Source organism: Pandoraea terrae, assembly GCF_902459695.1.
GTDB lineage: Bacteria > Pseudomonadota > Gammaproteobacteria > Burkholderiales > Burkholderiaceae > Pandoraea > Pandoraea terrae.
In genome coordinates, this window is the sequence record NZ_CABPRZ010000010.1 from 172,885 (window position 1) to 194,136 (window position 21,252).

Annotated in this window: 18 protein-coding genes; 15 read left to right on the forward strand and 3 right to left on the reverse strand. The window is 63.3% G+C overall.

The window, feature by feature from the left end:
- The first annotated feature begins 60 nt into the window (after nt 1-60).
- From truA to hisC, 12 genes are all read left to right on the forward strand, one after another.
- A complete protein-coding gene (gene truA, locus PTE30175_RS13950; RefSeq protein ID WP_150697660.1) occupies nt 61-858 on the forward strand; it encodes a tRNA pseudouridine(38-40) synthase TruA in 798 nt (265 codons plus the stop codon).
- The gene (locus PTE30175_RS13955; RefSeq protein WP_150697661.1) at nt 846-1,514 is read left to right on the forward strand and encodes a phosphoribosylanthranilate isomerase; all 669 of its coding nucleotides are present in this window, start codon (nt 846-848) and stop codon (nt 1,512-1,514) included. Before truA ends, PTE30175_RS13955 begins: the two co-directional genes overlap by 13 nt.
- An 83-nt stretch (nt 1,515-1,597) precedes the next feature.
- Nucleotides 1,598-2,794 carry a tryptophan synthase subunit beta gene (gene trpB / locus PTE30175_RS13960; RefSeq protein WP_150697662.1) on the forward strand — a complete coding sequence of 399 codons (1,197 nt, stop codon included), beginning with the start codon at nt 1,598-1,600 and terminating at the stop codon, nt 2,792-2,794.
- Nucleotides 2,795-2,828: 34 nt separating this feature from the next.
- Entirely contained in the window at nt 2,829-3,776 is a 948-nt protein-coding gene (locus PTE30175_RS13965; protein ID WP_224788765.1) for a DNA-methyltransferase, read from the forward strand.
- Nucleotides 3,730-4,545 (forward strand): tryptophan synthase subunit alpha, encoded by an 816-nt coding sequence (gene trpA, locus PTE30175_RS13970; protein ID WP_150697663.1) that lies wholly within the window; start codon nt 3,730-3,732, stop codon nt 4,543-4,545. Before PTE30175_RS13965 ends, trpA begins: the two co-directional genes overlap by 47 nt.
- A gap of 56 nt (nt 4,546-4,601) precedes the next feature.
- Nucleotides 4,602-5,477: an acetyl-CoA carboxylase, carboxyltransferase subunit beta gene (accD, locus tag PTE30175_RS13975; protein ID WP_150697664.1), complete on the forward strand. Its 876-nt coding sequence runs from the start codon at nt 4,602-4,604 to the stop codon at nt 5,475-5,477.
- A gap of 115 nt (nt 5,478-5,592) precedes the next feature.
- Nucleotides 5,593-6,891 carry a bifunctional tetrahydrofolate synthase/dihydrofolate synthase gene (folC, locus tag PTE30175_RS13980; RefSeq protein ID WP_150697665.1) on the forward strand — a complete coding sequence of 433 codons (1,299 nt, stop codon included), beginning with the start codon at nt 5,593-5,595 and terminating at the stop codon, nt 6,889-6,891.
- Between the two features lie 61 nt (nt 6,892-6,952).
- Nucleotides 6,953-7,849, forward strand: coding sequence for an SPOR domain-containing protein (locus tag PTE30175_RS13985; RefSeq protein ID WP_150697666.1), 897 nt, complete (start codon nt 6,953-6,955; stop codon nt 7,847-7,849).
- 1 nt (nt 7,850) lies between these two features.
- The gene (locus PTE30175_RS13990) at nt 7,851-8,414 is read left to right on the forward strand and encodes a CvpA family protein (RefSeq protein WP_224788766.1); all 564 of its coding nucleotides are present in this window, start codon (nt 7,851-7,853) and stop codon (nt 8,412-8,414) included.
- 55 nt (nt 8,415-8,469) lie between these two features.
- Nucleotides 8,470-10,005 carry an amidophosphoribosyltransferase gene (gene purF, locus PTE30175_RS13995; RefSeq protein WP_150697667.1) on the forward strand — a complete coding sequence of 512 codons (1,536 nt, stop codon included), beginning with the start codon at nt 8,470-8,472 and terminating at the stop codon, nt 10,003-10,005.
- A gap of 204 nt (nt 10,006-10,209) precedes the next feature.
- Nucleotides 10,210-11,397, forward strand: coding sequence for an O-succinylhomoserine sulfhydrylase (locus PTE30175_RS14000; protein WP_150697668.1), 1,188 nt, complete (start codon nt 10,210-10,212; stop codon nt 11,395-11,397).
- Between the two features lie 66 nt (nt 11,398-11,463).
- Nucleotides 11,464-12,537, forward strand: a complete 1,074-nt coding sequence (gene hisC / locus PTE30175_RS14005; protein WP_150697669.1) for a histidinol-phosphate transaminase — start codon at nt 11,464-11,466, stop codon at nt 12,535-12,537.
- An 86-nt stretch (nt 12,538-12,623) separates the two neighbouring features.
- Here the strand turns inward: hisC and PTE30175_RS14010 are convergent, their stop codons facing one another.
- Nucleotides 12,624-12,983, reverse strand: a complete 360-nt coding sequence (locus PTE30175_RS14010; RefSeq protein ID WP_191629054.1) for a delta-60 repeat domain-containing protein — start codon at nt 12,981-12,983, stop codon at nt 12,624-12,626.
- Nucleotides 12,984-13,221: 238 nt separating this feature from the next.
- Here PTE30175_RS14010 and PTE30175_RS14015 point away from each other — a divergent pair, with 238 nt between their 5' ends.
- Nucleotides 13,222-14,655 carry an NAD-dependent succinate-semialdehyde dehydrogenase gene (locus PTE30175_RS14015; protein ID WP_150697671.1) on the forward strand — a complete coding sequence of 478 codons (1,434 nt, stop codon included), beginning with the start codon at nt 13,222-13,224 and terminating at the stop codon, nt 14,653-14,655.
- A 136-nt stretch (nt 14,656-14,791) separates the two neighbouring features.
- A complete protein-coding gene (gene gltX, locus PTE30175_RS14020; RefSeq protein ID WP_150697684.1) occupies nt 14,792-16,183 on the forward strand; it encodes a glutamate--tRNA ligase in 1,392 nt (463 codons plus the stop codon).
- Between the two features lie 127 nt (nt 16,184-16,310).
- On the opposite strand, the gene PTE30175_RS14025 is transcribed toward gltX, so the two are convergent.
- Together PTE30175_RS14025 and PTE30175_RS14030 are read right to left on the reverse strand one after the other, a co-directional pair.
- Nucleotides 16,311-17,159 carry an inositol monophosphatase family protein gene (locus PTE30175_RS14025; RefSeq protein ID WP_150697672.1) on the reverse strand — a complete coding sequence of 283 codons (849 nt, stop codon included), beginning with the start codon at nt 17,157-17,159 and terminating at the stop codon, nt 16,311-16,313.
- Between the two features lie 184 nt (nt 17,160-17,343).
- The gene (locus PTE30175_RS14030) at nt 17,344-18,468 is read right to left on the reverse strand and encodes a hypothetical protein (RefSeq protein WP_150697673.1); all 1,125 of its coding nucleotides are present in this window, start codon (nt 18,466-18,468) and stop codon (nt 17,344-17,346) included.
- A gap of 952 nt (nt 18,469-19,420) precedes the next feature.
- Between PTE30175_RS14030 and PTE30175_RS14035 the strand changes: the two genes are divergently transcribed.
- Nucleotides 19,421-21,151, forward strand: a complete 1,731-nt coding sequence (locus PTE30175_RS14035) for a ShlB/FhaC/HecB family hemolysin secretion/activation protein (protein ID WP_224788772.1) — start codon at nt 19,421-19,423, stop codon at nt 21,149-21,151.
- The last annotated feature ends 101 nt before the right edge of the window (nt 21,152-21,252 follow it).

Sequence of the window (21,252 nt, forward strand, 5' to 3'; positions counted from 1 at the left end):
GTTGGGCGCCCATTTTTCTTTTGAATCGGCGCGCGGCACGTTGCGCGCGGCGTGAGGCATATGCGAATCGCACTGGGCATTCACTACGACGGCACCGCGTTTTCGGGCTGGCAATCGCAGCCGCACGGCAACACCGTGCAGCAGGCGCTCGAACGCGCCTTGCGGGAATTCGGCGGCGTCGATCTGCCGACAACGGTCGCCGGCCGTACTGATACCGGCGTCCACGGGCTGGGGCAGGTTGTCCATTTCGACACCGAACTGGACCGCGCCGAATTCTCCTGGGTGCGCGGTGTGAATGCGTTCCTGCCGAAAACGGTGGCCGTGCAATGGGCCCAGATTGTCCCGGACGACTTCCACGCCCGCTTCACCGCGTTCGAGCGCACTTATTTCTATGTGCTGTACGTGCACCCCGTCCGTTCGCCGTTGCTCGACGGGCGGTGCGGCTGGCTGCACACGCCGCTTGATCTGACCGCCATGCAGACGGCCGGTCAAACCTTGCTCGGCGCGCATGACTTCTCCGCATTCCGTTCGTCCGAATGCCAGGCCAAGACGCCGGTCAAGCACATGTACGCGATCGATGTGGCGCAGCAGGGCAATTTCTACGTCTTCCGATTCCGTGCCAATGCATTCCTGCACCACATGGTCCGTAATATCATGGGGTGTCTGGTGGCGATCGGCCGAGGCCGCCAGATGCCCGCGTGGATGGCGGACGTCCTGGCAAGCCGGGACCGCCGCCACGCCGCGCCGACCTTCATGCCGGACGGCCTGTATCTGGCGCGTGTCGGCTATCCCGAGCGCTTTGCGCTGCCTGAACCCAACTGGGCCGCCTGGCCCTTCCCGATGCCATGGAACGCATGAAAGCGCGCACCCGAATCAAGATCTGCGGTCTGTCGCAGACTGCCGACGTCGACCACGCGGTGGCGCTGGGCGTCGATGCGATTGGACTGGTCTTCTACGGACCCAGCCCGCGCAATGTGTCGATCGAGCGGGCGGCCGAGCTGGCACGCCGCGTGCCGCCGTTCGTCACGCTGGTCGGACTGTTCGTCAACGCGACGGAAGACGAAATCCGCCGGGTGACGCAGGCCGTACCGCTCGGTTTGCTGCAATTTCACGGCGACGAAACCCCGGCGCAATGCGCAGCCCTCGCCGCAGCGGCGGGGCACCGTCCGTGGTTGCGGGCCATGCGGGTTGGTCCGGAAACGCGCGACGCCGCCGATTTGGTACAATTCGCGAACGAATACGCCGCCGCGCAAGGTATTCTGCTCGACGCCCTGGTCGAGGGATACGGCGGTGGAGGAAAGGTTTTCGATTGGTCACTTATTCCAAGAGACATCGCGCATCGGGCCGTTTTGAGTGGTGGCTTGAACGCGCACAACGTTGCTGAGGCGATCGCCCGTGTGCAGCCCTACGCCGTCGACGTATCGAGCGGTGTGGAGGCGACACGCGGCGTGAAGGATCACGCCCTGATGACAGCGTTCGTGCAAGCCGTTCGCGCTGCCGACGCCACCGGATGAACCCGCCGAAAACGCATGGCCTGCGCGGCCTGCATCAAGATGTGCCGCGCCGCCACGTTTTCAGCACTCAGTGAGTGACAACCATGTACGATTTGCCTGACGCCCGGGGCCATTTTGGCCCGTATGGCGGTGTATTCGTGGCGGAAACGCTGATTCACGCGCTCGACGAGCTGCGCGAGGCCTACGCCAAGTATCAGCACGACCCCGCCTTCCTCGAAGAATATCAATACGAACTGAAGCACTACGTCGGCCGCCCGTCGCCGGTCTATCACGCCAAGCGCTGGAGCCAGGAACTGGGCGGCGCGCAGGTTTTCCTCAAGCGGGAAGACCTGAATCACACCGGTGCGCACAAGGTCAACAACGTGATCGGCCAGGCGCTGCTCGCCCGCCGCATGGGCAAGCCGCGCGTGATCGCCGAGACGGGCGCCGGACAACACGGCGTGGCCACCGCGACGATCGCCGCGCGCTTCGGCATGGAGTGTGTCGTCTACATGGGCGCGGAAGACGTCAAGCGCCAGGCGGCGAACGTTTACCGCATGCAATTGCTGGGCGCCAAGGTCGTGCCCGTCGAGTCAGGCTCGAAGACCCTCAAGGACGCGCTCAACGAAGCGATGCGCGACTGGGTCACGAACGTCGAAAACACCTTCTACATCATTGGCACGGTGGCTGGCCCGCACCCTTATCCGATGCTCGTGCGTGACTTCCAGCGCGTGATCGGCGATGAATGCCGCGTGCAGATGCCGGAGTTGACCGGCCGCCAGCCCGACTATGTCGTCGCGGCCGTCGGCGGCGGCTCGAACGCGATGGGTATCTTCTATCCGTACATCGACGATACCGACGTCAAGCTCGTCGGCGTCGAAGCCGCGGGCGACGGCATCGAGACCGGCCGCCACGCCGCGTCGCTGATCGCCGGTTCGCCGGGCGTGCTGCATGGCAATCGCACGTATCTGCTGCAAGACGAGAACGGCCAGATCATCGAGACGCATTCCGTGTCGGCCGGCCTCGACTATCCGGGGGTCGGTCCCGAGCACGCCTGGCTCAAGGACGCGGGCCGCGCAGAATATGTCGGCATTACCGATGCCGAGGCCTTGCGCGCGTTCCACGACTGCTGCCGTATCGAGGGCATCATCCCGGCGCTCGAATCGAGCCACGCACTCGCCTACGCCTGCAAGCTGGCGCCAACGTTGCCCAAGGACAAGCAGATCCTGGTCAACCTGTCGGGCCGCGGCGACAAGGACATGCACACCGTGATGGCGCTGGCCGAGCACGCCAAGCCCTGACCGGCGGCGCGAGAGAGACAACCGATCCCCATTCATGACAGAACGTAGCGAGCCGAACGAACTGATCGACCCGAATGACGCCGTCGGCGTCGCCGATGCCTTCGACGGCCCGGACGGCGTCGCCACGCCCAGCGCGGAGGTGGCGGCGCTCGAGGGCTCGCGGCTTGCGCACCCGTCGTGGGCGCCCGGCGACATCAACCTGCGTCATGCCGATTTCCTCGCCCACGTGGGGGAGTTGGCCGACGGTTCCGTCGATCTGATCCTCGCCGATCCGCCTTACGGACTCGGCAAGGATTACGGCAACGATTCGGACAAGCGCTCGGGCGAGGATTTTCTCGCCTGGACGTACGGCTGGCTCGAAGCCGCGCTCCCGAAACTGGCGCCGCGCGGCTCGCTCTACCTGTTCTGTACGTGGCAGTACGCGCCGGAACTGTTCGTGTTCCTCAAGCAGCGGCTCCTGATGGTCAACGAGATCATCTGGGACCGGCGCGTGCCGAGCATGGGCGGGAGCACCCGGCGCTTCAGTTCCGTGCATGACAATATCGGCGTATTCGCCGTGTCGAAGGACTATTACTTCGACCTCGACGCCGTGCGCGTGCCTTACGACGCCGCCACGAAGAAGGCGCGCAGCCGGCGCATCTTCGAAGGCAGCAAGTGGCTGGAACTGGGCTACAACCCCAAGGATCTGTGGTCGATCTCGCGATTGCATCGGCAAGACCCCGAGCGCGTCGACCATCCGACGCAAAAACCGTTGCATATCATCGAGCGCATGGTGCTCGCGAGCTGCCCGCCGGGCGGACTGGTGCTGGACCCTTTCATGGGCAGCGGCACCACCGCCGTGGCGTGTGCGCTGCATAGCCGCCGTTTCGTCGGCTATGAGATCAATCCGCACTACCATGCGATCGCACACCAAAGACTTCAGAGACTGAACGACCATGTCACGCATCCAAGCGACGTTCCGCACCTTGCACGCGCAGGGTAAGAAAGGCCTCATCCCGTTCATCACCGCCGGCGATCCCGAGCCGGGCTGGACGGTCAAGTTGATGCACGCCCTCGCCGACAACGGCGCCGATGTCATCGAACTGGGCGTGCCGTTCTCCGATCCGATGGCCGACGGGCCGGTGATCCAGCGCGCCTCGGAGCGCGCGCTCGCCAAGGGCGTGAGCCTCGCGCACGTACTCGAATACGTCACCGAGTTCCGTTGCACCAATGACCGTACGCCGGTGGTGCTGATGGGCTACGCGAATCCGATCGAACGCATGGGCCTTGACGCGTTCACGCAGCGCGCGGCCGCGGCCGGCGTCGACGGCGTGCTCGTTGTCGACTATCCGCCCGAGGAAAGCGAAGCGTTTGCCGACGCCATGCGCGCGCACGGCCTCGATCCGATCTTCCTGCTGGCGCCGACCTCGACCGATGACCGCATCGCCGCCGTCGCCCGCGTGGCCAGCGGTTATCTGTACTACGTCTCGCTCAAGGGCGTGACGGGCGCAGGCAGTCTCGACGTTGGCGCCGTGGCGGCCCGCATCCCCGCGATCAAGGCCGTGGCGGCCCTGCCGGTGGGCGTGGGTTTCGGGATTCGCGATGCCGCGTCGGCCCGCGCCATCGGCGCCGTGGCGGACGCCGTGGTCATCGGCAGCGCGATCGTGCAACGCCTTGAGAACACGCCGCGTGATACAGATGGCCAGAACGCGGTAAAATCGCTGGCTGAATTCATCGCCGGTATCCGCTCGGCCCTCGACGAAAACGTCTGACGGGCGAGCGGGGAGGGCGAAACCAAAACGGCCGCCGCAATGGCCAAGGAGAAACTATGAGTTGGCTCGACAAGCTGCTTCCCCCGAAGATCAAGCAAACTGACCCGACGCAGCGTAACAAGAGCATTCCTGAAGGCCTGTGGATCAAGTGTCCGTCGTGCGAAGCGGTGCTGTATCGCAACGACGTCGAGGCCAATCTGCACGTCTGCCCGAAGTGCGATCACCACATGCGCATCGGTGCGCGTGCGCGTCTCGATGCGCTGCTCGACCCGGAAGGCCGTTACGAACTGGGCCAGGAGATCGTGCCCGTCGACGCGCTCAAGTTCAAGGACAGCCGCAAGTATCCCGAGCGCATCAAGGAAGCCATGGACGACACCGGTGAAACCGACGCCATGGTCGTGATGGGCGGCGCCATCCACACCTTGCCGGTCGTGGTGGCGTGCTTCGAGTTCGCCTTCATGGGCGGCTCGATGGGCTCCGTCGTCGGCGAGCGTTTCGCGCGCGGTGCGCAAAATGCGCTGGAGCAGGGCGTGCCGTTCATCTGTGTGACCGCTTCGGGCGGCGCGCGCATGCAGGAAAGCCTGCTGTCGCTGATGCAGATGGCCAAGACCACGGCCATGCTGACCAAACTCGCGGAAGCCAAGCTGCCGTTCATTTCGGTGTTGACGGATCCGACCATGGGCGGCGTGTCGGCGAGCTTCGCGTTCCTGGGCGACGTTGTGATTGCCGAGCCGCGTGCGCTGATCGGCTTTGCCGGTCCGCGCGTGATCGAGCAGACGGTACGCGAGAAGCTGCCGGAAGGCTTCCAGCGTTCGGAGTTCCTGCTGCAGAAGGGCGCCATCGACATGATCGTCGACCGCCGCAAGATGCGCGAGGAAATCGCCCGGCTGATCGCGCTGATGGAGCGTCAGCCGGCCGACGCCGTGGCCTGAGCGAACGGCAGCTAATGAAACAATGCGTAACGACGGCCCTGTTGTTACGCAATCGTGGTAAAAAAGCGCGGCGGGGTACTTGTGCACCGCCGCGCTTTCTCTTTTCCTGAAATACATGCCGACTTTCTCCACCCTCGATGCCTGGCTCGCCCATCTGGAAACGGCGCATCCGGTAGGCATCGATATGGGTCTTGCCCGCATCGGCCGCGTCAAGGACGCGCTCGGCCTGCGCTTTCCGTGCCCGGTCTTCACAGTGGGCGGCACCAACGGCAAGGGCTCGACCTGCGCGATCATCGAAGCGATCCTCCTGGCGGCCGGTTATCGCGTCGGTTGCCATACGTCTCCCCATCTGCTGAGTTTCAACGAGCGCGCGCGCGTGAACGGCGAAGTGGTTGCCGATGCGCAGCTGCTTCCGCATTTCGAAGCCGTGGAGACCGCGCGCAACAGCTTCGACACGCCGGTATCGCTAACGTATTTCGAGTTCACCACGCTGGCGATCATGCACATGTTCGCCGCCAGCGGACTCGATGCGGTGATTCTCGAAGTCGGCCTTGGCGGGCGTCTCGACGCGGTGAACATCGTCGACGCTGATTGCGCCGTCATCACAAGCATCGACATCGATCACCAGCAGTATCTCGGCGATACGCGCGACGCGATCGCGATTGAGAAGGCCGGGATCTTCCGCGCCGGCAAACCGGCCGTGTGCGGCGATCCGATGCCGCCGGCCACCTTGATCGCCGAGGCTGAACGTATCGGCGCCGATCTGTGGCTATTTGGCCGCGATTTCAACTATCAGGGCGACAAGCAGCAATGGAGCTATGCGGGGCGCAGCATGCGGCGTCCGGCGTTGGCCTACCCGGCCCTGCGCGGCGCCAACCAGCTGCTCAACGCGTCGGCGGCGCTGGCCGCGCTCGAATCGATGCGCGCCGAATTGCCGGTGTCCGCGCAGGACATTCGCCTGGGGTTGGCGACCGTTGAGCTGCCGGGGCGCTTCCAGGTGGTGCCGGGGCGTCCGGCGGTAGTGCTCGACGTCGCGCACAATCCGCATGCGGCGGCGGCGCTGGGCCACAACCTCGACGGCATGGGCTTCTTTCCGTACACGTACGCCGTGTTCGGCGCGATGGCCGACAAGGACATCGAGGGTGTGTTGCGTCATATGGTGGACAAAGTCGACCATTGGCACCTGTGCGGCCTGCCGACGCCGCGCGCGGCCGATGCGGCGGCGCTGGAAGCCGATTTGCGTGCCGTCGGGTTCCGTGAGGACGCCGACCATTCCGTCGCGCAACACGCATCTCCCGAAGCGGCTTTCGCCGCCGCGCTAAAGCTTTGTGGGGAGAATGATAGAATCGTTGTTTTTGGATCGTTCTTTACGGTAGCCGGCGTCATGGCCTACCGGAAATCGCAGCGCCACTGAAATCCTGCATTCGACGCGCGCCGTGCGCTCCACGGCGCGTGTCACGACCTGAGCCTGGCTTATGGGATTGTTTTCGTTTCGCAAAAAAGACGCCGAAACCGTACCTCCGAAGCGCGGAAGCCGCCGGAGTCCCCGCACCGGTGCGCGCACGGCCGCCGGCGGGGAATACAGCGAACACGAGCAGCTCGATCCGCTTCTGCCGGAAAAGCAGCGCGCCCGCCGTCGCCTGGTCGGCGCCCTCGCGCTGGTGTTGGCCGCCGTCATCATTCTGCCGATGGTGCTCGCCCCGGAACCGAAATCGACCACCGACGACATTGCCATCCAGATTCCGGGCAAGGATGCCTCGCTGCCGCCTGTGCATGTGAAGGCGGCGCAGCAAAGCCTGGATAGCGGCGAAGAAGAAGTGCGGCAAGGGGTGGGCAGTAGCGCCGCGGCCAAGCCGGACGATACCGGCCGGGCGGCGGACACCGCCAATGCGGCTGCGCTCAAACCCTCTGCGATACCCACGCCGGCCCCGATCACTGAGCCGGCCGATACGGCCAATCCGGCGAATCCGCCGAATCCGCCGGTTGTCCAGACGCCGCCGGCCAAGCCGGTGGCCGCGCAAGCTGCGCGGGCCTTGCCCGATGCCAAACCCGAGATCAAGCACGAAGCGAAGCCTGACGTAAAGCCCGAGCCGAAGAAGGATGCGGCGGCGACGCCTGCGCCGTCCGAAAAGGCGGCGGGCACGGGGCATTACGTGATCCGTATCGGGGCGTTTGCGAGCGAAGATCGTGCGAGAGCCTGGCTCGTCAAGCTGAAGCTCGTGAATGTGCCGAGCTACATGGAAAAGAAGAAGATCGACGACCGGATGTTGTATCTGCTGCGCGCGGGGCCGTTTTCGGACAAGAACAGTGCCGAATCTGCGGGCAAGAAGATTCGCGATATCGGCCTGACGGCGCAGATCGTCGAGGGCTGATTTGAACGAAACCGTGAGTGCCGGTTTGCTGACCGGCGTGGATTACGCGGCACTGGCGATTTTGCTGGGGTCGATGCTGCTGGGCATGCTGCGTGGACTGGTGCGCGAGCTCTTCAACCTCGTGGGTTGGGTGGTCGCCTTTTTCGTCGCCCGAGCGTTCGGGCCGACGGTCGCGCAGTGGCTGCCGGCCAATCTGCCCGGCGAGAAGCTGACGCAGGGGGCCCTGGGATTTTTGCTGGTGTTGGTGGCCGTGGTATTCGGCTCGGGCATCGTGAGCGCGTTGATCGGCCGCGTGACGGACGTCATCGGCCTGCGTCCCGTGGACCGTGGCCTGGGAATGATGTTCGGCATTGTCCGGGGCGCGTTGCTCTTGATGTTGCTGCTGATCGCCTCCAGATTCACGGAGTTGCCCAAGCTGCCGGCCTGGCAGCACTCGATGGTGCGGCCGTGGGTCGAGGCGGGCCTGGAACAACTCCGGCCCTGGCTGCCCGACGCGGTGGCGCAGTACGTCCACAAGGATGTTGCCGCCCCGCGGGACGGGTATGTGCAGAAGGATTCAAGCTGACGGATAATAGGGTCCGTTCGGCGCAGGTTTCGATGTTTTTTGAAGGATTCGTGCCATGTGTGGCATTGTAGGCGTAGTCTCCAAATCTCCGGTCAATCAGTTCATTTACGATAGCTTGCTGCTGCTGCAGCACCGCGGGCAGGATGCCGCCGGCATTGCTACCACGAATGGCAAATCCTTCTACATGCAAAAGGGCAACGGCATGGTGCGGGATGTCTTCCGGACTCGCAACATGCGCAGCCTGCCGGGCCACATCGGCATCGGCCAGGTGCGTTATCCGACGGCCGGCTCGTCGAGCTCCGAGGAAGCCCAACCGTTCTACGTGAACGCACCGTACGGCATCGTCATGGCCCACAACGGCAACCTGACGAACTGGGAACAGCTCAAGGACGAGATGTTCCGCATCGACCGCCGTCATATCAATACGACGTCCGACTCGGAAGTGCTGCTCAACGTGCTCGCGCACGAGCTGCAATCGAGTTCGCGCGACGGCCTGACGCGCGACGCGCTGTTCACGGCGGTGTCGGGCGTGCATCGCCGCCTGAAGGGGTCGTATGCGATCGTGTCGGTCATCGCCGGTTTCGGTCTGCTGGCCTTCCGCGATCCTAACGGTATCCGTCCGCTGTGCATTGGCCGTTTCGATGGCCCGAGCGGCACCGAGTGGATGATCGCTTCGGAATCGGTGGCGCTCGAAGGCATGGGTTTCACGTTCGTGCGCGACGTTGCGCCGGGCGAGGCGATCTTCGTCAGCAACGACGGCGAGTTCTTCGCCCATCAGTGCGCCGACGCGCCGGTGCTCAATCCCTGCATTTTCGAACTGGTGTATCTGGCGCGTCCGGATTCGTGCCTGGACGGGGTGCCGGTGTACGATGCGCGCCTGCGCATGGGCGACTACCTGGCGGAAAAGATCAAGCGCACGGTCAAGCCCGGCGACATCGACGTTGTCATGCCGATTCCCGATTCGAGCCGTCCAGCCGCGATGCAGGTGGCCAAGCAACTGGGCGTGAATTACCGCGAGGGCTTTTTCAAGAACCGCTACGTGGGCCGCACGTTCATCATGCCGGGCCAGGCGGTACGCAAGAAGTCGGTGCGCCAGAAGCTCAATGCCATGCGCGTGGAGTTCCAGGGCAAGAACGTGCTGATCGTCGACGATTCGATCGTGCGTGGCACGACGAGCCAGGAAATCGTGCAGATGGCGCGTGACGCGGGCGCGAAGAAGGTGATTTTTGCCTCGGCGGCGCCGCCGGTGAAGTTCCCGAACGTGTACGGCATCGACATGCCGACGCGCAGCGAACTTGTGGCGCATGGCCGCACGGATGAAGAAGTGGCGCGCATCATCGGTGCCGACGAGCTGATTTATCAGGATGTCGAGGACATGAAGAAGGCCGTGCGCGACATCAATCCGGCGCTGGGCGACTTCGATTCGTCGTGTTTTGACGGCAAGTACATCACGGGCGACGTGACGCCGGCGTATCTGGACCGGCTCGAGCAATCGCGCAAGGCACCGAAGGCGGCGCCGGAGCGCGATGCCGGCGGCGACGAAGGCAACGACGCGGGCGACGACGACCGGGGCTCGCAACTGGGCCTCTAAGACCGGCGTTGCGGCCGGGTGGCACGGTCTTTCCGTTGTCCGCCGCAACGTGCTACACTGTGTTCACGTCGATTTGATTTCAGCTTGCGGACGTGGGGGTTGCCCCGAATCAGCTAAAGCGAGGCCTAGACAGATGGATTTCGAGCCCGTTTTGCTGCCAAGCGAAACGGGCTTTTTTATTTATTTGCAAGGACGCAGACCCATATGGATTCCTTCGATTTCGACACGCTGGCGGTGCGCGCCGGCACCCAGCGTTCGGACTTCAACGAGCACTCCGAGGCGTTGTTCCTGACTTCCAGCTTCGTCTTCAAGAGCGCTGCCGAGGCTGCCGAACGTTTCGCGCATTCCGAAGAGGGCTTCACTTACTCGCGCTTCACCAATCCCACGGTTTCGATGTTCCAGGACCGTCTGGCCGCCCTCGAGGGCGCCGAGGCCTGCATGGCGACCGCATCGGGCATGAGCGCGATCGTGTCGGTGGTGATGAGCGTGTTGAATGCCGGCGACCACATTGTGAGTTCGCAGAGCATTTTCGGTTCGACGCTGAACGTTTTTGCCACGATTTTCAATCGTTTCGGCATTGAAACGACATTCGTCGATCCGACCGATCTGGACGCCTGGCGCGCGGCGATCAAGCCGAACACGAAACTGTTTTTCCTGGAAACGCCGTCGAATCCGTTGACGGAGATCGCGGACATCGCGGCCGTCGGCAGGATCGCGAAGGAGGCGAATGCGTTGTTCGTGGTCGACAACTGCTTCTGCACGCCGGCCTTGCAGCGTCCGATCGAGATGGGCGCGGACGTGATCGTGCATTCGGCGACCAAGTACCTGGATGGCCAGGGTCGTGTGCTGGGCGGTGCGGTGGTGGGCACGAAGGCGTTCATCATGGGCAAGGTATTCCCGTTCGTGCGCAGCGCCGGGCCGACCTTGTCGGCATTCAACGCATGGGTATTGCTCAAGGGCATGGAAACCTTGTCGCTGCGTGTGGAGAAGCAATCGGCGAACGCGTTGGCGGTGGCGCAGTGGCTTGAGCAGCAGCCGCAGGTCGCGCGTGTGTTCTATCCGGGCCTGCCTTCGCATCCGCAGTATGCGCTGGCGCAGCGTCAGCAAAAGGCGGGCGGGGCGATCGTCGCGTTCGAGTTGAAGGGTGCGACGCCGGCGGAGCAACGCGAGAACGCGTGGCGCGTGATCGACAATTCGCAGGTCTGCTCGATCACGGGCAATCTGGGCGACACGCGTACGACGATCACCCATCCGGCGAGCACGACGCACGGCCGGATTACGCCGGAGGCGCGGGCGGCGGCGGGCATTACCGAAGGGCTGATTCGCCTGGCGGTTGGCCTGGAGTCGCCGAACGATATTCAGAACGATCTGGCGCGCGGTCTGGCGAATTAAACCGAAGTTTCACGGCGCGCCCAAATGGGGGCGCCGTTTTTCCATCCTCTTTCCTTGCGTAACGTCATGAGCCGCTTCTGGAGTGCCGGCATTGCCGACCTGAGTCCGTATGTCCCGGGCGAGCAGCCGCAAATGCAGCGTCTGATCAAGCTCAATACCAACGAGAACCCGTACGGCCCGTCGCCGCGCGTGCTCGCGGCGATCCGCGAAGCGCTCGGCAACGACGCCGACGCGCTCAAGCTGTACCCGGATCCGGATGCGCGCCGCTTCAAGCACGCCATCGCCACGCGCTTCGGTCTCGAGCTCGCCAACGTGCACGTGGGCAACGGCTCCGACGAGGTGCTGGCCAACGTGTTTCAGGGGCTGCTGCGCCACGACAAGCCGATCCTGTTCCCGGACATCACGTACAGCTTCTATCCGGTGTATTGCGGCCTGTATGACGTCGCGTACGACACCGTGCCACTGACCGGCACGTTCGAGATCCGTGTGGACGATTACCTGACGCCCAACGGCGGCATCATCTTCCCGAATCCGAACGCGCCCACGGGCCGCGTGCTGGCCTCGGGCGAGATCGAGCGTCTGCTCGCGGGCAATCCGGACTCGGTCGTGGTGATCGATGAGGCGTATATCGATTTCGGTGGCGAGAGCGCTGCCGGGCTGATCGCGAAGTATCCGAATCTGCTGGTGGTGCAGACGCTCTCGAAGTCACGCTCGCTTGCCGGCCTGCGTCTGGGCTTTGCCATCGGGCATCCGGACCTGATTGAGGCGCTTGAGCGCGTGAAGAACAGCTTCAACTCGTATCCGCTCGACCGGCTCGCACAAGCGGCGGGTGTGGCGGCCATCGAAGACGAGGCGTATTTCGACGAGACGCGTCAGGCGGTGATCGCGAGCCGCGAAGCGTTGACCGCCCGACTGGCGGCGCTCGGTTTCGAGGTGCTGCCCTCGAAAGCGAACTTCGTGTTCGCGCGCCTTCCGTCACACGACGCCGCGCAACTGGCCGCCGCGCTGCGTGAGCGCTCGGTCATCGTGCGCCACTTCAAGCACGCGCGCGTGGCGCAGTTCCTGCGTATTACGGTGGGGACCGAGCCGGCGTGTCAGGCGCTTACCGAGGCGCTGCGTGAGATTCTTGACCGGCATTGAGGCGCGTGAGGGACAGCGAACGCCTGGTTGCCGAGGGCGCCAGCCGTCGCCGTCCCGACACACGGTCGGCCTTCCCTTGTTGCCCCTTACAGGAAGTATCGGCTCAGGCGTGTTCCGGTCTGGGCGCCATATGTCCGCGAGGACAGTAGCAGCATGCCGTCGGATTGCATCATCAGCTTCGATGGGAGCTCGACCGTGTTGGATGGCGGAGCGTCGGTGACCACGCCATCGTCGCCGAACGTCGGGTCGCGGGGGCCGTCTGCTGTGCGGCGTTCAAGCGTGGTCTTGCGTTGACCGAGGGTATGGCCTGCCGAGATGAACGTGTAGTCGAGCGTTCCGTCCGCAGCGAGTCTGATAATCGCGCTGTAGCCCACATACAAGGAGAAAGCGCCGCGCACGACGATGACGATCTTGTCACGGGTCTTGGTGACGCACCGTTGAGACACGTTGGTCTCTCGGCCATGTTTATCGCTTCTGTGGCGTGCCTGTCGAAGACATGCGGACATGGCGTCCATGTCTTGCTGCCAGTTTCGTCCCGGTGTGTGGCGGGTACAACTGTCAAAGTTGACAGGTGCGAGCGATTGCAGGCTTTGTTGAGCCGCATGGATTTTTCGGGCGGCAACGCGTCCGGCGAGACTACGTTATGCTTGCGAAATTCCCCCAGGAAGTCACCGGAGACACTGCATGTCGCATCAAGTCGAATTGTTCATCAACGGGCAGTGGAGAGCGGGCGCTGAAGGCCTGACACTGCCGATCGAAAACCCCGCTACGGGCGAGACCATCGGTACGGTGGCGCGCGCCACGCAGCCGGATCTGGACGCCGCGCTGGCCGCTGCCGAAGCCGGTTTCGCCACATGGCGCGAAATCGCGCCGTTCGAACGCGCCAAGATCATGCGCCGCGCGGCGGGCCTGCTGCGCGAGCGCGTGGGCGACATTGCCCGCCAACTGACGCAAGAGCAGGGCAAGCCGATCGGCGAAGCCAAGGGCGAACTGCTGTCGGCCGCCGACATCATCGAATTCTTTGCGGAAGAGGGCAAGCGTGCCTACGGCCGCCTCATTCCGGCTCGCGCACCGAACATCTATCAGATGGTCATTCCCACGCCCGTCGGCCCCGTCGCCGCATTCACGCCGTGGAATTTTCCGGTCAATCAGGTTGTGCGGAAAGTGTCCGCTGCGTTGGCCTCGGGTTGTTCGGTGATCGTCAAGGCCCCGGAAGAAACGCCTGCCTCGCCCGCCGCGCTGATCCGCGCGTTCGCTGATGCCGGCGTGCCCGATGGGGTGCTGGGCCTGGTTTATGGCGTGCCTGCAGAGATTTCGTCGTACCTGATTCCCCACCCGACCATCCGCAAGGTCTCGTTTACCGGCTCCACGCCGGTCGGCAAGCAACTGTCCGCGATGGCCGGCCTGCACATGAAGCGCGCCACGATGGAACTGGGCGGTCATGCGCCGGCACTCGTGTTCAACGATGCGGATCTCGCCGCCGCCGTGCGCAATCTCGCCGGTGGCAAGTTCCGTAACGCGGGACAGGTCTGCATTGCCCCGACACGCTTCCTCGTGCAACGCGGCGTGTACGATCAGTTCGTCGAAGCCTTCGTCGCTGCTGCCGAGAAGGTTCGCGTCGGTAATGGTCTCGATCCGGAAACGACGATGGGGCCGCTGGTCAACGCCAAACGCTTCGACGCCATCGAGACCATCGTGGCCGACGCCGTGGCCCAGGGGGCTGAATTGAAGACCGGCGGCAAGCGCGCTGCCGTGGGCGGCCATTTCTACGCGCCGACGGTGCTGTGCAACGTGCCCCTGTCCGCCAAGATCATGCACGAAGAGCCGTTCGGCCCCGTCGCGATCATCAATCCGTTCGATACGGAAGACGAAGCGATTGCCGAAGCCAATCGTCTGCCGTATGGCCTTGCCGCCTATGCGTATACGACGTCGCAAGCCACGTCGCATCGTCTGGCCGCCCGTATCGAAAGCGGCATGCTGACGATCAACCACGCCGGCCTCGCGCTGCCGGAAGTGCCGTTCGGCGGCGTCAAGGACTCCGGCTACGGTTCGGAAGGCGGTCCGGAAGCGCTGGATGCGTATCTGCAACCTCGTTTTGTCACGCGTCTCGACGCCTGATCAAACTCTCAGCGGGAGCGGTCGGCGGCCCGTGGCGGCTGATATAATGACGGCTCCCTTATTCCGGCAGACAGCCTGCGCGTGACCTTCGCCGCAGGCTTTTTCGTTTTGTCGCCGGAGCGTCGCGTATCCGTTGATCATGACCAAAGTCCGCACCCGTTTTGCGCCGAGCCCGACCGGTTTCATCCATCTGGGCAATATTCGGTCCGCTCTCTATCCGTGGGCGTTCGCGCGCCACAATCAAGGCACATTCGTGCTGCGCATCGAAGATACCGATGTCGAGCGCTCCACCACCGAGGCCGTCGACGTGATCCTCGAGGGCATGGCGTGGCTCGGACTCGACTACGACGAGGGCCCCTTCTATCAAATGCAGCGCATGGATCGCTATCGCGAAGTGCTGCAGCAGATGATCGACGCGGGACTCGTGTACCCGTGCTACATGAGCATGGAAGAACTCGACGCCTTGCGCGAAGCACAGCGTGTACGCGGCGAGAAGCCGCGTTACGACGGCCGCTGGCGTCCGGAGCCGGGCAAGGTGCTGCCCGAACCGCCGGCGGGCGTGACGCCCGTGCTGCGTTTCAAGAACCCGCTGACCGGTTCGGTCGTGTGGGATGATGCCGTGAAGGGGCGCATCGAGATTTCGAACGAAGAGCTCGACGATCTGGTCATCGCGCGCCCGGACGGCACGCCGACGTACAACTTCTGCGTGGTGGTGGACGATCTCGACATGGAGATCACGCACGTGATTCGCGGTGACGATCACGTCAACAACACCCCGCGCCAGATCAATATTTTCGCTGCACTCGGCAAGCAACCGCCGGTGTATGCCCACTTGCCGACGGTGCTTAACGACCAGGGCGAGAAGATGTCGAAGCGCAATGGTGCGATGAGCGTGGTGCAGTATCGCGAGGAAGGTTATTTGCCGGAGGCCGTCGTCAACTATCTGGCGCGTCTGGGCTGGGCGCATGGCGATGCGGAAGTCTTCTCGCGCGAGCAGTTCGTCGCATGGTTCGACCTCGAGCATCTGGGCAAGTCGCCGGCGCAGCACAACCCCGAGAAACTGGCGTGGTTGAACAATCAGTATCTCAAGCAGGCCGACAATGATCGTCTGGCCGGCCTGACGCAACCGTTTCTGGACAAGGCGGGCGTGCCGACGCAGGCAGGGCCGTCGTTGGCGGGAGTGGTTGGGCTGTTCAAGGATCGCGCCAACACGATCAAGGACATCGCGCAAAGCGCCGAGATGTTCTATCGCACGCCGCAGCCAAGCGAGGCTGACGTGGCGCAACATCTGACCGATGCGGCGCGTGCGGCGGTGAAGGATCTCGCGGCGGCACTGGCGGCGCTGCCGGAATGGCGCAAGGACCTGATTTCGCCGGCGTTCAAGGCGACGCTGGCCCAGCATGGCATGAAGATGCCGCAACTGGCGATGCCGGTGCGACTGTTGACGGTCGGCACGACGCACACGCCGGCGATCGATGCCGTGCTCGAACTGCTCGGCCGCGACACGGTGCTGGCACGCCTGGGGTAAGCCGACAGCGTTTCGACGGTTTGCGTTGAAGCAACAAAAAAGCCGGCGACGCGTGATTTGCGTTGCCGGCTTTTTCTTTTTTGGCTTCCCGGCAACATGCCGGGAGGCAGGAACGGGGCCAGGCAGCTTATTCGCCGCCCTTGATCGACAGGGTTTCCAGCTTCGGGGCAGCGGCGGGCGTCGGCGCCTTCACGCGCGAGTAACCTTCGAGCAGCTTGACCATTTGCGCGAACATCTTCGGGTTGCCGGCGAGGATTTCGCCTTGATGCAGGAAGTCGGATTCGCCGGTGTAGTTGCCGACGAGGCCGCCGGCTTCGCTCACGAGCAGGCTGCCTGCGGCCATGTCCCAGGGCTTCAGGCCTTGCTCGAAGAAGCCGTCCATGCGCCCGGCGGCGACGTAGGCCAGATCGAGCGCGGCGGCGCCCGGACGGCGAATGCCTGCGCAGTGTTCGGTCATCGTGCTGAACATCTTGAGATAGTTTTCGATGCCTTGCAGGTCGCGATAGGGGAAGCCGGTGCCGATCAGGCCATCGGCGAGGCGGTCGCGGCGCGACACGCGGATACGGCGTTCATTCAGGTAGGCGCCGCGGCCGCGCGAGGCGGTGAACAGGTCATTGCGGGTTGGATCGTAGATGACGGATTGCGTGACCTGGCCGCGGTGCGCGAGCGCAACCGAGACGCAGTAATAGGGCATGCCGTGGATGAAATTGGTGGTGCCGTCGAGCGGATCGATGATCCACTGAAATTCGGATTCGTGGTCGCTTTCGCCCGATTCCTCGGCCAGGATGGCGTGGTCGGGATAGGCTTGCTGGAGGGTCTGGATGATCGCTTGCTCGGCCGCTTGGTCCACTTCCGTCACGAAGTCATTGTGCTGTTTCTTGCTGACTCGGACGGCGTCGATGTCAAGGGAGGCGCGATTGATGATCGAGCCGGCGCGGCGCGCGGCTTTCACCGCGATATTGAGCATGGGATGCATGGCGTAATCCTGTAGTCGCCGACGCCGGAAAACGGCATGCGGCCTGACATTGCGGGCAAAGCGAACGAATTGGACAAGAGCGATGCCGCCGGGCATGCCGCCGGAAAATCCGGGCAAAACACGGAGGCGAAACAGCTATTTTAGCTTAGATGAGGCGGTTTCGCCATTGGGGCGTCCGTGGCGCTTATACGCGACTCAGAGCCTGTACATTTCGCGCAGATGACGGTCTGCGCTGCATACTGCCGGCGCGCTCCAGATCGTGGGCTAATGCCGATGATTCTCCGCAGGATCGCCGCCGCCCGATCGCGTGCATTACAGGGGCTCGGCCTGAGGTCGACCGCATGGGGGCCAGCGCGGCGCTATCTTCGCCAGTCAAGCGATGGAGATTTGCATCGATGGTGGTGTCGACCTTGGCCAGCGCAGTCGCTGCATCCTTGATTTCGCCGCGGCTGATGTCGGTGCGCAGTTGTTTTACCGCGTCACTGAGCTCCATGAACATTTCGGTCATCGCGCGCTTGAACTCGTCCTGATTGGCGTCGAGTTTTTCGAGCTTGTTGTTGATGCCTCCCACGTCCGCGCTCAAGCGGCTTACGTTCTTGGCGTTTTGCGTTTTCAAGTCGTTCAGTGTCATTCGCGCGTCGAGCACGCCGACTGTCAGGTTGGTCAGGTCTGCGCTCAAGTTGCTTATGTTCTCGGCGTTTTGCGTTTTCAGTGCGTTCAGTTTCATTCGCGCGTCGAGCACGCCGACTGTCAGATTAGTCAGGTTCGCAGAGTTCATCGATTTCTCCTGTCTTTCCGTAAATTCCTTCAACTTGTTGAGTGCCTTCTCGACTTTGTCCCACCCGCGATCGCGCGAGACCATTGCGGTGACGACTGCCACAACGAGTCCGATGCCGGAAACGACCCATCCGAGCACGGGCAGTGCCTTGAGGGTCTTGGCGATCCAGCGTATTACCGACACGATCATGCCTAACGTGCTGCTGAAAATGGACGTGAACATTTTGGTCAGCCGCCAGGTCTTGTTTTTGGGCATGACATCCGCGGCGTGTTTTAACAGGCGTGCGGCGTTTTCATGCGTATCGTTGATACGCTGACTGAGCGACTCCATTTCCGCTTCCATTCGCGCGTTTTCTTCCCGGGACACGTGCTCGCCTGGGCGAAGGCTGTGCAGTGTTTGCCTCGCGACCAGGCGTTCGATCAGCAGATCGACGATGCCCTCGTATACGACGAGGACCGCACGCAATTCGCGCGCCGACTTTGTCATTTTCGATTCGTTGGTCTCATGCAATTGTGAGCTGACGAAGCGCACAGGTGGCCCGAATCTCAGCATTGACGGTAACGTCTGGTCCCACGCGATACGCATGTGCCTCAGCGCTTTGTCAAGCGATTTGCACAGGGCAGTGACGTCATCGAGATGGAACGCAGCGCTTTCGGCATCGCGTGATCTCGATTTCCGGATGTTGTACACGGCATCAAGCTTCCACTCGATATCGACTTGCACCCCATGAATGCTCCTTACGAAGGTTTCCGCTTGAGATGGGGGCCTCCTTACCGTTTCCGCAACCTCCCAGGGATTGTCGCGAAATACCGTTTTGCGCGGAAGAACTTTGAATCCGGACACGTTTTTACAGGTCATCTGCGTGTTCTCTCGTGAGGCTTCGCCGCAAGCGTTTCGCGGCATATTTCTCCAGAATGGTTGTTTTCATTGCATCCCAGGACGCGTAGAGCGCGCTGCTTTGCTTGCGTGGCGGTTGGCTTTGCGTTTCGTCGTGCTGAATTGATGTCAGCGCGATGTGTGCTTCGCTGGGGGACATCTCATGGGTGACATCATGCGCGTTTTGCGTGGCCGATGTTTCTCATAATGCGCGGCGAGATATGGGAAGTGTGCATTGTCGGATTGGGGCCGTCTTCTCGCGCTCGCGGCAGTCCCACTATCGACTTGTGCGGCCTTGCCCCCGGCGACCGTCCGCTTCCCCGTGCTGATTGCTCTTCCCGGTAGCAACAGCGCTCTGAACCGAGATCGGCACGAACGCCTGTTTTCTCGTCAGTTTCGTTCCAGTGGGCCCGCTCCTAAGACGAATCCGAAATTTTCGGCTTTTGGCGAAAACCGACAGACAAGGCGAATCGGCTCTGCCACAATCCGGCCCCTTGTCATGGCTTGCGCCGCCCCCCGATTGCAGGTCTGACACGTTCGTCAAAAGGGGGATGGCATTTTCAGAGTCACAGCAAGCTTGGTTGGGGCGAGATGCACGTGGGCCGTGATGGCCGGTATGGCGCTCGCAGCGCAGGGGACCTCGGCATACGCACAACCGGCCATGCCGCCGGCGCTTCGCGACGCCGCGCGTCAGGGGATTGACGACGAACAACGGGATCGTCAGCGGCGCGACGCGGACGAGCGCACGCGGCAGGCGGATGCGCCGGATGTGCGTCTGGATGGGGCGTCGTTGCCGGGGAGCGTTGCTGTTTCCGATGCAGCGGAAGCCGTTGATACCGTGTTGCCAACGGAGACGCCGTGCTTTGTCGTTCATCGGATCACGTTGCGGCCGGAGTCCGGCGTCGGCTTTCTGCCGTCGGCGCTTCAGCCCTATATTGGCCAGTGCGTTGGACAGGAGGGCATCGGCCGCATCACGGCGCACGCCTCACAGGTGTTGGCGGAGCATGGTCTGGTCACGACGCGCGCGTTGGTGCCTGTGCAGGATCTGCGCAGCGGCGAACTGACGCTGGAAATCCTGCCCGGCAGGGTTGGCGAGATCCGTTTTTCGGATCCGCCGCGGTGGGGCACGTGGCGAAATGCAATGCCGCTGCGTGAGGGCGATTGGCTTACGCTTGCCGGGTTGGAGCAAGGGATCGAGCAACTGAAGCGGGTGCCGAGTCGGGATGTCAGCGTGCGCCTCGATGCGGGCCGGACACCGGGGGAGAGCGACATCGAGATTGACGTCGTGCGGCACCGCCCGTGGCGCGTGATGGCGTCGGTCGACAACGCCGGTGCGCGCGATACCGGCCGCTTGCAGGGACAACTCGCGGTTGGCGTCGATAGCCCATTGGGGCTGAGCGATCTGCTGGACGTGTCCGTGCAGCACGACCTGTCGCCCGGCGACGATCGCTTCGGCACGAAGGGACTCAGTGCGTCCTATTCGGTGCCATGGGGCTACAACACCGTGTCGGTATTCGGGACCACGCGCAGATACTTCCAGAGGGTCGCCGGCGCGAACCAGACGTTTCTGTCGAGCGGGCGCAGCCAACTGGCCGAAGTCAAGGTGGAACGGGTGGTGCACCGCGACCGGAATGGCAAGACGTCGCTGGAAGCGCGGGTGAGCCGCCGCTTCGGCCGAAGTCATATCGAAGACTTCGAGATCCAGCAGCAGTATCGCAACAATACTTTCTACCAGTTGGGCGTCGCCCATCGGCACTACGTCGGCGCGGCGCAGTTCGACATCCACCTGGGCTGGCGGCAGGGCGTGCCGTGGTTCGGTGCACAGCCGCAGCTGCGCAACCGGTTTACGGGTGAGGCGCTGCGCCAGACCTACCGGTATCGGATGGCTTTGCTCGATGCGCAGATGAGCGTGCCGTTTCGCATGGGCGGCGTACCACTTCGCTACAGCGCGGTGTTTCATGGGCAGACCACGGCCAGTGCGTTATGGGCGACGGACCAACTGACGATCGGCAGCCGCTTCACCGTGCGCGGCTTTGACGGCGAGACCATGTTGAGTGCCGAGCGCGGCTTCTTCTTGCGCAACGAATTGCAAGCGCCTGTCGGCGCAACGTCGCACGCCGCCTATGTGGGTGTCGACTATGGGCAAGTCCATGGATTCAGCGCCCGCCATTTGCCGGGCACGCGTCTGGCGGGCGCAGTGATCGGTTTGCGTGGCTATCAGGGCGGGCAGTTTGGCGGATTCGGATACGACGTGTTTGTCGGCACGCCGCTCTACAAGCCTGCAGGTTTTCAGACCGGCAAGGTCTCCGCAGGGTTTGCCGTGTCGTATCGGTATTGAGCTTTGCGCCGTGTGCGGCGCAACTACGAAACTTCTGAGCCGTATCCCCCAGCGGCCGTTCCCTTTCCTGTGTCGTTGCCTTCGTGTGGCGCGACACATGT

What these genes read in the sequence shown, in the direction of transcription:
- truA (WP_150697660.1), top strand. Translation starts at nt 61, where the DNA reads ATGCGAATCGCACTGGGCATTCACTACGACGGCACCGCGTTTTCGGGC.
- folC (WP_150697665.1), top strand. Translation starts at nt 5,593, where the DNA reads ATGCCGACTTTCTCCACCCTCGATGCCTGGCTCGCCCATCTGGAAACG.
- PTE30175_RS14035 (WP_224788772.1), top strand. Translation starts at nt 19,421, where the DNA reads ATGGCCGGTATGGCGCTCGCAGCGCAGGGGACCTCGGCATACGCACAA.
- PTE30175_RS14015 (WP_150697671.1), top strand. Translation starts at nt 13,222, where the DNA reads ATGTCGCATCAAGTCGAATTGTTCATCAACGGGCAGTGGAGAGCGGGC.
- purF (WP_150697667.1), top strand. Translation starts at nt 8,470, where the DNA reads ATGTGTGGCATTGTAGGCGTAGTCTCCAAATCTCCGGTCAATCAGTTC.
- accD (WP_150697664.1), top strand. Translation starts at nt 4,602, where the DNA reads ATGAGTTGGCTCGACAAGCTGCTTCCCCCGAAGATCAAGCAAACTGAC.
- PTE30175_RS14025 (WP_150697672.1), bottom strand. Translation starts at nt 17,159, where the DNA reads ATGCATCCCATGCTCAATATCGCGGTGAAAGCCGCGCGCCGCGCCGGC.
- trpA (WP_150697663.1), top strand. Translation starts at nt 3,730, where the DNA reads ATGTCACGCATCCAAGCGACGTTCCGCACCTTGCACGCGCAGGGTAAG.
- trpB (WP_150697662.1), top strand. Translation starts at nt 1,598, where the DNA reads ATGTACGATTTGCCTGACGCCCGGGGCCATTTTGGCCCGTATGGCGGT.
- PTE30175_RS14000 (WP_150697668.1), top strand. Translation starts at nt 10,210, where the DNA reads ATGGATTCCTTCGATTTCGACACGCTGGCGGTGCGCGCCGGCACCCAG.
- PTE30175_RS13955 (WP_150697661.1), top strand. Translation starts at nt 846, where the DNA reads ATGGAACGCATGAAAGCGCGCACCCGAATCAAGATCTGCGGTCTGTCG.
- PTE30175_RS13965 (WP_224788765.1), top strand. Translation starts at nt 2,829, where the DNA reads ATGACAGAACGTAGCGAGCCGAACGAACTGATCGACCCGAATGACGCC.
- hisC (WP_150697669.1), top strand. Translation starts at nt 11,464, where the DNA reads ATGAGCCGCTTCTGGAGTGCCGGCATTGCCGACCTGAGTCCGTATGTC.
- PTE30175_RS13985 (WP_150697666.1), top strand. Translation starts at nt 6,953, where the DNA reads ATGGGATTGTTTTCGTTTCGCAAAAAAGACGCCGAAACCGTACCTCCG.